Genomic DNA, 12968 nt, shown 5'->3' on the forward strand with positions numbered 1-12968 from the left:
ATGCTGCTTTCCATTGAGAAACTGCAGATAGCATTCGGGGCCTTCATACCCGTGCGCGACGTTACAATCAGCGTTGACCGTGGCGAAATCCTAGGCCTGGTCGGGGAATCGGGATCGGGCAAGTCACTTACCGCCACTGCAATCATGGGCCTGCTCGGCTATGTCGGGGGCCGCTTTGCAGGGGGCCGGATTATCTTCGATGGAAGCGATATAACCGGCTTGCCGGAAGAGGGGATGCGTCGGCTGCGTGGCGGCCGCATAAGTCTGATCACGCAAAATCCGATGACATCGCTCGACCCTATGGTTCCTGTCGGCAGGCAGATAGAGCAGGCTGCCCGCCTTCATCTCGGGCTGGATGGCAAGGCGGCTTTCGCAAAGGCACTGGAGCTTATGAAGGATGTGCGCATTCCCGATCCCCAAAGGGTGCATCGGCTTTATCCTCACCAACTGTCCGGAGGGATGAAGCAGCGGATCGTTATCGCCATGGCTCTGGCGGGTGAGCCCGACCTGCTGATCGCCGACGAGCCAACGACGGCGCTCGATGCGACGGTTCAGGCGCAAATCATCCGCATTCTCGTGGAATTGGTCCGGCAGCGCGGCTTGGCGATGATCCTTATCACCCATGACATGGGCGTGGTCGCGCAAACCTGCGATCATGTCGCGGTCATGTATTGCGGTCGTATCGTGGAGCGCGCGCCGGTCCGATCCATTTTCGCAGCAGCCCGCCATCCCTATACGGAGGCGCTTATTCGCTGCATTCCGCGCAGTGACATGCAGAGAGGCAGCCTCGTGGGAATTCCCGGCATGGTGCCCAGCATGGCTGCGCTGCCGCCAGGGTGCAATTTTCATCCCCGCTGCGCAAGGGCGCAGCCCGTTTGTGGTGAAGGCGTTCCGGAGTTCCGGCAATGCGGAAATCATGCTGGCGTCGCGTGCCATCTGGTGGAATCGATATGACCGAAATTCTCACTGTCAGCAATCTGAGCCGTCGTTTCGTGACGAAACGCCTGTGGCGCAAGCCGGAAATCTTCTCTGCCGTGCGGGACGTGAGTTTCGATGTCGCCCGTGGGGAAATCGTCGGCGTAGTGGGAGAATCCGGTTGCGGCAAGTCGACCCTGGCACGATTGATCCTGCGGCTGCTGGAACCAAGCGAGGGTGGCGTCGCCTTCGAAGGTCGTGACCTTGCTTCGCTTTCCAAAAGGGAAATGCAGCGCTCGCGCCAGAAGATGCAGATGGTCTTTCAGGACCCTTACTCCTCCATAGACCCCCGCTTCACCGCGCGCGAGGCATTGCTGGAGCCCTTCAGGGTCCAGGGGATGCAGGCGGTCGGAACGGAAAAGCGCATTGCGGAGCTTTTGACCATGGTGGGGCTTGATGCCTCTCTTGCGCGCCGTTATCCCCACCAGCTATCTGGAGGGCAGAAGCAGCGTGTCGGTATCGCGCGTGCACTTGCGCTGAACCCGTCACTGATCGTGCTCGATGAGCCGACTGCGTCGCTGGATGTCTCCGTGCAGGCACAGATTATAAGCCTGCTCGATCGGCTGCGCAGCGAACTCGGCCTTACCTATATTTTCATTTCCCACGATCTGAGCCTCGTCCGCTATTTCTGCGACAGGACAATCGTCATGTATGCGGGCCGGATTGTCGAGGTGCTCCCGAAGCAGGGAGTGCCGGTGCACCCCTATACGCAAATGCTGATGAGCAGCGTTTTCGAACCGGACCCGGAAAATCGGCGCGAGATTACCAAACTGGCTGGCGAAGCGCCCAGCGGCTACGCCTTGCCCGCAGCTTGCGCCTTCGCGGCACGTTGCGCTCAGGCAAACGGAATATGTCATCAGGCCGACCCGGCGCTGGAGCAGTACGCCGTCGGCCATCAGGTTGCCTGCCATCACGCCCAAAGAGAGGAAGCGCAATGAGCTATTGTGTCCTGACAGCTGAATTCGCCCATGAAACGAACACCTTCAACAGAGTGAAAACCGGTTATGAAGCATTCGCTTCGGTCGGTATTCTTGAAGGTCGGGCGGCGATTGCAGCTCGTGGCGATGCGAATACCGAGCTTGCCGGATTTCTCGACAAGGGGCGCTTATATGGCTGGGATGTCGTGCATACGGTCAGCGCCGAGGCGGAGCCGGCGGGGCCGGTGACGCGCGATGCGTTCGACCGGATTGCGGGCAGGATCATCGACAAGGTGCGTGAACTGGGAAACCGTCTCGATGGCATTTTGCTTGGCCTTCATGGAGCGATGGTGACGGAATTTTCGCCGGACGGGGAGGGCGAATTACTGGAACGGTTGCGTCACGCAATGGGGCGTCGCATTCCCATCGCCGTAACACTGGATCCCCACGCGAATGTCACCGCCAAAATGTGCGAGTACGCGGATATTCTCATCTCGTTCAAGACTTATCCCCATGTCGACATACGCGAGACGGCGCATCATGCCGGCGAACTTCTACAGCGCGCCATGGCAGGCGCCGTCAAACCCCGAACCCTTCTCGTTCGCCGCCCCATGCTTGAGGAAGCCAATTCCGGTCGCACCGATATAGGCCCGATGGTCGAATGGATCGCCGAGGCAAGGGCGCATGAAAAGACACCCGGAGCGCTCGCGGTCAGCATCAATGGCGCTTTCGCCAGTGCAGACATTCCCGAAATGGGTCCGACGGTTCTGGTGACCTATGATGGTGATGCAACGCCGCACAGGGTTTTCGCCGAGCGGATCGCCGACAGTATGTGGGACAATCGCGCCAACATCCTCAACAGGTTTCATACGCCGGAAAATGCCGCCCGGCTCGCCACGCATTATTCAGGAACACGCCCGCTCGTCATCGCTGACTATGCCGATAATCCCGGCGCAGGCGGTTACGGTGATTCAACGGCGCTTCTGGCTGCTTTGCTGGAAGCGGGCGTCAAGGATGCCTGTTTCGGTCCCATGGTCGACCCGGAAGCGGTGGATAGTCTGTCCCGGACGGAAATTGGAGATACGGTATTCCTTTCGCTGGGCGGCAAGATGGACCCTCGCTTTGGTGGCACCCCGCTGGATGTGAACGCGAAGCTGATGCATCTGAGCGACGGCAGGCTGGTGGGGACGGGCCCACAGATGGGCGGTCTTGAGTTCAGCTTCGGGCCGACCGCCGTCGTGGCAATCGGTGGAGTGAACGTATTGGTCGTGAGTGAGCGCTCGCAACTTCTGGATCAGCAGCAGTTCAGGGCGTTCGGGATCGAGCCGACCGCACATCGCGTGATCGTGGTCAAATCCATGCAGCATTTCCGTGCTGATTTCGAGCCGATTGCCGGAGAGGTTATCGTTTGCGATAGCGGTGCACTGTGCACGATGAATTACGCGAAGCTTCCATACCGGAACGTGCCCCGGCCCATTCATCCCCTCGATCGGATGTAGGCACTGATTCAGCCGGGGATTTCCGCAGTCTTTGAAAGTGGAGAATATAATCATGACAGGCGCTGCTGCGGCGACACGGGCGGATGTTCTGGTGCTTGGGGCGGGCATAGTCGGCGTTTGCGTCGCGCTTCATCTTCAAAAGCGCGGAAGGTCCGTCGTGCTTGTCGATCGCAGGGAACCAGGAGAAGAGACCAGCTACGGCAATGCAGGGCTGATCGAAAGATCGAGCGTGGTGCCCTATGGGGTGCCGCGCGAGTTCGGGACCTTGCTGCGTTACGGATTGAACCGCTCGGCAGACGTGCGTTTCGATTGGTCGTATCTGCCGCGTATTGCGCCGTGGCTCTGGCGCTTCTGGCGGGAATCCTCGCCCAGGAAATTGGCGAGGGCCACGACCGACATGTGGCCCCTCATTCGCCGTTCGGTCTCAGAGCATGAACTGCTGGCGCAGGAAGCGGGCGTATCGCTGGAATTGCGCAAGACGGGCTGGATCGAGGCATTTCGCAGCGAAGCCGCATTTGAAAAGGCCAGAACATCTACCGAGGCGCTGGTTCCCTATGGGCTGCGCTATGAATTGCTTGATGGCGCCGCGTTGCGGAAACGGGAACCACACCTTTCTTCAGAACTGGTCGGTGGTATTCATTGGTTGGACCCTGCCACCGTGCGCGATCCCGGAGCACTCGTGAAAAGCTATGCGGCCTCGTTTCTGCAACAGGGCGGCCGCTTTTGTCAGGCGGATGTATCGAAACTGGAGCGGGATGGCGAGGTGTGGCGTCTGAAAAACGAGAGAGAAGAATTCCATGCCGGGGAGGCGGTGATCACGCTCGGTCCCTGGTCGATCGATCTGGCTGCGAAATTGGGATACAGCATGCCGTTCGCGGTCAAGCGCGGCTATCACGTGCATTTTTCAGCGCAAGGCGAAGCTATCCTAAATCGTCCCATTGTCGATGCCGATGGCGGCTTTGTGTTGTCTCCCATGCGTCAGGGCGTCCGGCTTTTAACGGGAATCGAATTCGCGCCTCGCGACAGCCGTCCAAATTATAGTCAGTTGGAGCTCGTGGAGCCGCTTGCACGGCGCGCCTTTCCGCTCAATAAGCGCATCGAACCCGTGCCGTGGATGGGTGCGCGGCCCTGCCTTGCCGATATGCGCCCTGTCATCGGCGCGGGCACTAAGCACAAGGGCTTGTGGTTCGGCTTCGGCCATAATCATCACGGCCTGACCTTGGGGCCTGTCACGGGTCGGCTGCTGGCCGAATTGATGACGGGGGAAGCGCCGTTCACCGATCCGGCCCCCTATGCTATATCCCGGTTTTCATAGGCGCCGACCATTCGAGGCGAGGGTTCCAATGTTGTTGACATTCGTTTCAGGAGTAATCATGGCATCCATTTCCACCAGTGACCTGTCGCACCTTGATGCTGAAAAAGTCCAGACCATCGATCGATATGTAGCCGCAGAGATGAAGCGCCAGCGCATTCCGGGGTTGGCGCTCGGGATTTACAGGAACGGCTCCATCGTTCTGGCAAAGGGTTATGGTCTGGCAAATGTCGAGCTGAATGTGCCGATGACGGCGGACAGCGTTCTGCAATCGGGTTCTGTTGGCAAGTCCTTTACTGCTACTGCTATCATGATGCTGGTGGAGCAAGGAAAAATCGGGCTGGATGACAGCATCGCGCAGTATTTTCCGGAAGCGCCGGAGAACTGGAAACCAATCAAGATTGCCAATCTGCTGTCGCACACTTCGGGGCTTTCATCCTATGACACGCCCGAATTGCAGAAACCGGGCGGTCCGTTCGATATCCGTCGCGATTATTCCGAAAATGAGCTGGTGGCGGCGATCACCCGGCTGCCCATCGATTTTCAGGCGGGCGAAGACTGGGCATACGAAAATACGAATTTTGTCCTGCTCGGTGTCCTCATTCACCGCGTTACCGGGATGCCCTACGGCGAATTTCTCAAACAGAATATTTTTGCGCCGTTGAGCATGAAATCGACACGCATCGTTTCGGACACCGACATCGTTCTCAACCGGTCGTCCGGCTATGAAATCGTTGACGGCAAACTCCAGAACCAGCAATGGGTCTCGCCAACCTTCAACGCGACCGCAGACGGCACGATGTATTTTACTATCCGCGACATCGAACATTGGGACCGGGCGCTTTACGGCGAAACTCTGCTAACGGCGGAATCGCTGGAGAAGATGTGGACGCCTTACCCCCATCAGGGACAATGTCCGAGAGGAGGATATGGCTTCGGCTGGGAAATCCATTTTGTCAATGGGCATCGCGTGATTGAGCACGACGGCGCGTGGCAGGGCTTTACAACCTCCTTCTCGCGCTATGTGGATGACGGGTTGACGGTCGTTGTGCTGACCAATCTCGCCTCCGAGCATAGCGATCCCGGCATCTTCGTACGCGAAGTGGCCGGGTTGATCGAGCCAGCCCTGGCCGTTCGACCTAGCAGCAACCCCTGATGACGTGGGCAGGAGCGGTTAGAGATGAACACGAATGTGGGTTCGCTTCGGAAAAGCGGAGAGACATTTGCATTTAGTCGGTCATTCGCTCGAACTGAGCCGGGCTCAGATAGTCAAGAGAAGAATGACGGTGGACTGAATTGTAGAAGCCGTCGATATATCGGCAATGGCTATTTCGACGTCGTGCCTTATCTGGAATGCCGTCCTCCAGATCAGCTCTGATTTCAACCTCTTGAAGGATGTTTCAACCCTTGCGTTATCGTAGCAATTTCCCTTTTCAGACATGGAAATCGCGATGCCATTCGCCTTCAGATTCGCCCGGTAGTCAAGGGAGCAATATAGACTTCTGCGGCCCCAATATTGGTAAGCCTGATCACCGCTGATAATAATGAAAACAAAAAATTAGCAATAATGATCTTCCTCATGCATCACTATATATCCTTGCCATTCCTGTTCATTTGATTGCCATTTAATTGCTGGCTTACAACTATGCCGTGTAACTCAAAGCATTACGCTTCTTTTGAGGCAATCCAGCATCTGAGCCAAAGAGAATCCTGGTTATTCAAATAAAAGCCCAACCATCACATGCTGGGACCAAACACTTAGCCCAACCCGGTGACCGAAAAACCGGGAGCAGGCCATTTTGACATGTCTTTTCCATGCTCGGTTCGTATTGTAGACTTCCATTTTTTAGGGAGATGTTCTGGTCTCCGGCTTGCAGCGCTCTATTTCGAGAGGGAGAGGTTTTGCTATCATAGTAAACTACACAAAATAACATCATTTCAGATGACATTCAGTCTAACTTACCTGTTCTCGAGGCTGGAGGGGAAATGAGTAGCTTAAATTTCAGTATGGTGGCTACACACAAGGTAGAGGATCTAGATGGAATTGAGGTGATTAAAACCAGTGCGGCGTTGGGTTCGCCTAATACATATGTTTATACTTCCAGAGTTTGGCCCTTCAAGGCAAGATTTCCGGCGGTGCCGTCTCTGCTGGTGGGAATGGCTACCAGAGGATACGTCAGAGGTAGATTTTCAATTAGAAACACTCTTTCTCAACTTTCCTTGGCGCCAGGGTCAATTTTTGTAATACCGCCCAACACAACTTTTGATGCCGAGATTGAATCCAATGCGGAAATCATTCAAATATATGTTTCCGACCGTCTTTTTAAAAACATAGAACAAGAGTTTTTGGCGGCGAATGAAGGTCTTTTTAATCTAGGCTCCAGATTCTCTATTTCAGACCAGTTTCTGACCCAGACGATCCTATCGATTAAGGAGATAGTAGAAAGGGGAGGGACGTTCGCGCGAATAGAACTTGAATATTTGACCAGGGTGCTAACCGCACGATTGATCGCCAAATATTCAAATAGCCGCGAGGAAGAATATGGTGGAGAGGGCAGTCTGCCAGCAAACATCCTGCGTGATGTGATTGATTTTATAGATAAAAATATCGGCCGTCGTATCACTGTAAATCAGTTGTCGGCAATGGCGGGACTAGGCCCGGCACAGTTTGCTCGATTGTTCAAGCGATCAACGAATGTGACGCTGCATCAATATATTATAATGCGCAGGATAGAACGCGCGCGGGCTTTGCTCGAGGAAACCGATCTACCCATTGTGGAGATCGCCCAGGAATGCGGTTTTTCCGATCAGGTGCACCTCTCCCGATTTTTTAGCCGCATTATTGGGACCAGCCCGGCTTCTTTCAGAAGGAAGGCGCGAAATCGATTGCCGGGTCAACGTCATAGTTCGTGAGCAATGTCAATTTTGTGCAAACGTGTCGATATCTGCATAGAAATTAATTTAGACATCTATACTTCTTTGTCAGACAGGTCTGGCAATGAATAAATGGATTTGCAGTCAAATCTAGAAGAGAGTGTGACATAAGCGCCAATTGAAAAATTGATGAGTTTTTTACTCAAAGTAAAAATAGTCTCATCATGTCGTTAGACTCATCAGTTAAAATGAGTCTCTCTCTTTGTGACTGCAATTCTTCTCTCTTTGCCGGTCGTATTGCCGAGGAGGGGCTCATTATGGTTGTTGTCACGAACAAAGCGACCGGTTCATCCAGTACAGTCGCGGGTAATAGCATTGTTCTTTCGTCTCCAAGTGTTGTTAGGCTGTCATTAAGCCCCCGCGCAATTGCTGATTACCAGAAGGTCGGCGACGATCTCGTCATTCGACTTCACAACGGCGAGACAATCCGAATTGTTCATTTTTACGCTCATTATCCGAATGGCGATGATAATGATTTGGTCCTGCAAGATGAGGACGGGAAACTATGGATTGGTCAACACGGTGACGGATTAGCAGATTTCAACTTTACAGAAATTCAGTCGGTTGACCAATTGATGGGTGGCGCAACGGGCGGTGTAAGTCCCGTTCTCCTCGGACTGCTTGGCCTTGGCGCGGTTGGTGGGATTGTTGCTGCGGCCTCGGGTTCCGATGGCGACGACGACAATGACAACGGCGCAGGTGTTGATAGGGATCCCCCGGCAGCGCCCGCCGCAGCCCTGGAAAATGATACCGGCGTTCCAAATGACGGTATTACTGGTGATGGAACGGTCATTGTAAGTAATCTCGAGGAAGGCGCAACCTGGCAGTATAGCACAGATCGGGGCAAGGCCTGGCATGACGGGAACGGCGCCAGCTTTGAACTTCAGTCTGGCGCCTATGGTGCTGGGGATATTCTGGTTCGCCAGATAGACTCTGCAGGGAATGTTGGCCCTGCGACTTCACTCGGACCTGTAAATGTCGACACAACCCCACCGACGACCACGGTCGCCATCACCGATCCGGAAGGCGACAATATCCCGACGGCTTCCGGCACGACGGAACCGGGTTCGACGGTTGTGGTGACCTGGCCGGGCGGCACCACGTCTGAGGTGGTGGCCGATGGTGCGACCGGCAACTGGACGGCGACGGCGCCAGGTGCACAGCCCAACGGCAATGTGACGGTGGCGGTGACCGACCCTGCGGGCAATCCGGGAACGGGAAGCGGCACGTGGACCACCGACACGACCCCGCCGGATACGAGTGCCACCACGGTGACGGTTGGTGCGATTGCCGGTGACGGTGTGGTCAATGCCGCCGAGGCATCGGGCAATGTTCCGGTGACGGTGACGATCACCAATCCGCCTTCGGATGCTGCGACGACGACGGTGAACGTGGTTGTCGATGGCGTGCCTTATGCGGCGGTCGACAATGGCGACGGGACGTGGACGGCGCAGGTTCCAGGCAGTGCGCTTGCCGGTGCGGCGACACCGACGGTGACGGCGGAAGTGGTGTTTGCGGATGCAGCCGGCAATGATGCCGCGCCTGTGACCGACACGCAGACCTATACGGTCGATGTCACGCCACCGACGACCACGGTTGCCATCACCGATCCGGAAGGCGACAATATCCCGACGGCTTCGGGCACGACGGAACCGGGTTCGACGGTTGTGGTGACCTGGCCGGACGGCACCACGTCTGAGGTGGTGGCCGATGGCTCGACCGGCAACTGGACGGCGACGGCTGTCTTGGCCCAACCGGCTGGCACTGTGTCGGTTGCCGTGACCGATCCGGCAGGCAATCCGGGAAGCGGTTCTGGCGGCTGGACGCCGAACACCACAACGCCGGGTGCGGCTGATGATCTAGCCACCGCAAGTGTGGACGTCGTGCCGACAGAAACGGCAGTCGATAATGGATCTACGACCTATCTGCTGGGCATTGGTATCGGTCTGGGTCTGATCGATCTCCAGGCTACGGTCCTCGGTGTCCCCTCCGTCGGGTTCACGATCGCGGACGGACATACCCAGGACCTGACCTTCGCTTTCGGCGGTCTGGCCGATGTCGGGGTGCTGGGCGACTATCAGGTTGTTGTCCAGAAATGGGATGCCTTGACGGGAAAGTGGACCAATATCGATGGTTCCGCCACAGGCGGGTCTATCCTCAATATCGGTCTTCTCGATGGGGGCGCGAATGGCGTTGTGATCCCCGACATGGATGCGGGCCAATATCGCGCCTTCATGGTCTATAATGGTGTGGGACTGTCGGTACTGACCACCATGACCGTAAGCGGCCTGGATCACGACTATATCAACACGAGCATCGTAACCGGCGAAGCCAGCGGCAATGTGCTCGACAATGATGGCGGCGCTGCCGCTGCCGGACATATCGTGACTAGCGTGAACTTCAATGGCACCGATTATCCGGTGGCAGCAGGACCAGCTGGCACCACGATCATCGGGCAGTACGGACAACTCGTCATCCATCAGGATGGCAGCTACACCTACACGCCGAATGCGGACGGTACCGCAATCGGCAAGGTGGATCATTTCGTCTATACGCTCCATGATCCGGTAGCGAACACGGATACTCAGGCGAACCTTTATGTTCGTATCGACAGCGAGGGTCAGGGCTTGGTGTGGAGCGAGACCGATCCCGCTGCGGATGCGACCTACAGCGTTGCTGCTACCAATGATGCGGCGGAAATCGACATTACGTGGGTCAACCCGACGGATACCGCGTACTTCGACCAGTCGCAGTCTTTGACTGGGCCGCTCGTGTTTGGAAGCACGGAGGCCAACAGTAACCAATTCGTCATCGATGCCAACATGGCGGTAAGCGGTACTGTGACCGTCGCGGCCACTTTGGCGGTGCTCTCGAACGGGACGGTTACACTTCAGGAATTCGTTGGTGGCGTATGGCAGGACGTTCCAAACAGCCAGGTTGCGTTCCCTATTCTGGCCGGTGTTTTGGGAACGGTCGCGACCATTGATCTCGGAAGCTTGGGTCTCGATGCCGGGACTTATCGGGTTCATACAACGCTTAGCGGCGCGGCATCCATCGTGTCGATTACCACAGACGTGAACGTTACCCATCTGGATCAGCACGTGATCTCCGGCGATCCGTCGATCAGCGGTAGCCTGGTCGCCAATGATGGTATCGTGCCGGAAGGATCGAGACTCGAGGTTTCAAGCGGCGGCACTTTTGTCGACGCGACCATCACGGGAACCGTCATTCATGGACTGCACGGCGACCTGACCGTCTATAGCAACGGCACATACAAGTATGAGCCGCTGGACACGCTCGCTTATGCCGACCGGGAAGCGACGGACACCTTCACATACAAAATCGTGCTCCCCGGCGGTTATGAAACCACGGCGGAACTGGTTGTCCAGCTTCATGACGGTGCGGCCGTAGCCTTCACAACCGCGTCGGCTGAGCCAGTATCGGCAGAGAGCTTCTCGGCAGATACATCTGGCGATGTCGTGGCGCTTGACGGCCTCGCCGGATCGGATGCTTCGGATAGCTCGCCCGAACCGGCGCAGCAAAATCTGTCGGAAGCTCTTCTCCTCGATGACGGTGGCGGCGAAATCGTTCTGCCTTCCAGCGATAGCGAAGCGGGCGGGGGCAGCTCTGCCGATACGGCGGTAAGCAGCACCGGTGCCGATTTGATAACGGTCGACGATAGCAGCGCGGTCACCGATCCGTTGGCTTATCTGACGCCCGATCCGCTGACGCAGGAGGACCCGCTCCACTCCACACATATGGTTTGATCGATCCACCCTGCCGCCGGTTGGTCGGCGGCAGGGTTTCATCCGATAATTTTCAGGCTTCGGCCGGTCATAACGGATATTAGATGCGCAAAAACCGGGTCTTAAATCATTCACCGATCATATTGCTCAGTTCATGCCTTCTGGCTGCATGTCAGACCACTGCAATTGACCCAGCCCCGGAAAACAAGCTTTCTGCACGGCCAATGAAGAAAATCGAGGCTCCCCAGCCCCTGTCAACAGCGCGTTCCGTTCCCCCAGGTCCTGCTGTTGACGGGGGCAGTCCGGCTCGAAATGATGCGTCCCGGATGCAAGCCTCCAACGGGTCCCTGACGATGGAAACCGCCGTTCGGCGTGCCATCGGATGGCACCCCGCAGTGGACGAGGCGACAGGCCGGATTTATCAGGCCGATGAACGCATTCGGGCTGCACAGGCAGGTTATTATCCCAAGCTCAATGCGGGTGTTGCTTCCGGTTATCAGAGTAGCAACCGGGAGGGCTGGCGGCCGAATTTCAATGTTTCCGCGTCGCAGATGCTCTACGATTTCGGTAAGGTTTCCAGTTCGGTCGAGATTGAACGGGCCGTGAAGGGTATAAGCAATGCTCGCCTCCTTCTCGCTATCGATGACCTATCGCGCGATACTGCGAACGCCCTTGTCGAGGTGCAGCGCTACAAAAGGCTTTCGGCGCTGGCGCAGGAACAGGTGGCAGGAGTTAAAGTCATTGCCGGTCTTGTCAATCAACGTACGGACAAGGGGGCGAGCACCATGTCCGACAAGGTGCAAGCCGATGCGCGCGTCGAGTCCGCGCTGGCTACGCAGTTGCAATATCAGTCCGAACTGAGCCGCTGGCAGGTAGCTCTCGGCGCTTTGATTGGTGGCGGTTCTCCGAACCCCGTTTCCGGTGAACCCGGATGGCTCGGCAAAGCCTGTGAAGCGGCAACCCCGGACTGGGAAGAAGTGCCTGCAATGCTGCAGGCCAAGGCAGAGAAGGAGGAGGCTGAGGCGCAACTGGCAGCCAGCCGCGCCGAGGCTCTCCCGACCGTATCCCTTGAGGCGATGACCGGATACGATCTCAACGCGTCGCGGGACGATACAAGAAGCAATGACCGTCAGCCGGAATATTCCGTAGGTTTGAATGTTTCGTCGAACCTTTACAACGGCGGCCAGACGGCTGCGCGCAAGAGAGCCGCCGCCTATGCGCTCCAGTCGGCAGAAGCGGCCATCAGTACCGCTCGCTACGATATTGAGCGCAATCTCATGGAGGCGAGAAGCCAGATTGGTACATTGGGCCGATTGATGGGGTCACTGGAATCGCGCGCCGACATGATGGTCAAAACGCGCGATCTTTATCGCGAACAATATTTGGAACTGGGCACCCGAACACTTCTGGACCTGCTCAATGCGGAGCAGGAATTGCATGAATCGCGGTTCCAAATAGCCAATACGGTCCATGACCTGCGACGGCTCAACGTAAGCTGCCTTTATAATTCCGGTAAGATACGTCGTGAGTTCGGCATCAATCCGGCGATGGTGCGAGGAGGCGTGGTCAACCTATGAAACACGGC

General features: G+C 56.6%; 8 protein-coding genes and 2 pseudogenes. 9 read left to right on the forward strand and 1 reads right to left on the reverse strand.

From position 1 onward, the window contains the following. Genes AC0TNJ_RS03730 through AC0TNJ_RS03750 form a run of 5 tightly spaced genes read left to right on the forward strand, consistent with a single transcriptional unit; the run spans position 1 to position 5859 of the window. On the forward strand, positions 1-954 hold the full coding sequence (locus AC0TNJ_RS03730; protein WP_473770279.1) for an ABC transporter ATP-binding protein: 954 nt from the start codon (positions 1-3) through the stop codon (positions 952-954). Beyond that, on the forward strand, positions 951-1913 hold the full coding sequence (locus AC0TNJ_RS03735) for an ABC transporter ATP-binding protein (protein WP_473770280.1): 963 nt from the start codon (positions 951-953) through the stop codon (positions 1911-1913). The genes AC0TNJ_RS03730 and AC0TNJ_RS03735 overlap by 4 nt, the downstream gene beginning before the upstream one ends. Continuing rightward, complete coding sequence (locus tag AC0TNJ_RS03740; RefSeq protein WP_473770281.1) at positions 1910-3391, forward strand: M81 family metallopeptidase; 1482 nt, start codon at positions 1910-1912, stop codon at positions 3389-3391. The genes AC0TNJ_RS03735 and AC0TNJ_RS03740 overlap by 4 nt, the downstream gene beginning before the upstream one ends. A gap of 52 nt (positions 3392-3443) precedes the next feature. Next, positions 3444-4706 (forward strand): NAD(P)/FAD-dependent oxidoreductase, encoded by a 1263-nt coding sequence (locus AC0TNJ_RS03745; protein ID WP_473770282.1) that lies wholly within the window; start codon positions 3444-3446, stop codon positions 4704-4706. 58 nt (positions 4707-4764) lie between these two features. Next, positions 4765-5859 (forward strand): serine hydrolase domain-containing protein, encoded by a 1095-nt coding sequence (locus AC0TNJ_RS03750; RefSeq protein WP_473770283.1) that lies wholly within the window; start codon positions 4765-4767, stop codon positions 5857-5859. A 73-nt stretch (positions 5860-5932) separates the two neighbouring features. On the opposite strand, the pseudogene AC0TNJ_RS03755 reads toward AC0TNJ_RS03750, so the two are convergent. Next, a pseudogene (locus tag AC0TNJ_RS03755) lies at positions 5933-6210 on the reverse strand (integrase core domain-containing protein); the annotation flags it as partial. Between the two features lie 479 nt (positions 6211-6689). On the opposite strand from AC0TNJ_RS03755, the gene AC0TNJ_RS03760 reads away from it, so the two are divergent. The 4 genes and pseudogenes from AC0TNJ_RS03760 (at position 6690) to AC0TNJ_RS03775 (ending at position 12960) form a co-directional block, all read left to right on the forward strand. After that, positions 6690-7616 carry a helix-turn-helix domain-containing protein gene (locus AC0TNJ_RS03760; protein ID WP_473770284.1) on the forward strand — a complete coding sequence of 309 codons (927 nt, stop codon included), beginning with the start codon at positions 6690-6692 and terminating at the stop codon, positions 7614-7616. A gap of 278 nt (positions 7617-7894) precedes the next feature. Continuing rightward, positions 7895-8182: pseudogene (locus tag AC0TNJ_RS03765) on the forward strand (BapA/Bap/LapF family prefix-like domain-containing protein); the annotation flags it as partial. A 30-nt stretch (positions 8183-8212) separates the two neighbouring features. Continuing rightward, positions 8213-11404 (forward strand): beta strand repeat-containing protein, encoded by a 3192-nt coding sequence (locus AC0TNJ_RS03770; protein WP_473770329.1) that lies wholly within the window; start codon positions 8213-8215, stop codon positions 11402-11404. Between the two features lie 332 nt (positions 11405-11736). After that, positions 11737-12960, forward strand: coding sequence for a TolC family outer membrane protein (locus AC0TNJ_RS03775; protein ID WP_473770285.1), 1224 nt, complete (start codon positions 11737-11739; stop codon positions 12958-12960). Positions 12961-12968: the final 8 nt, after the last annotated feature.

It is taken from the genome of Ochrobactrum sp. PL_is483 (assembly GCF_055816855.1).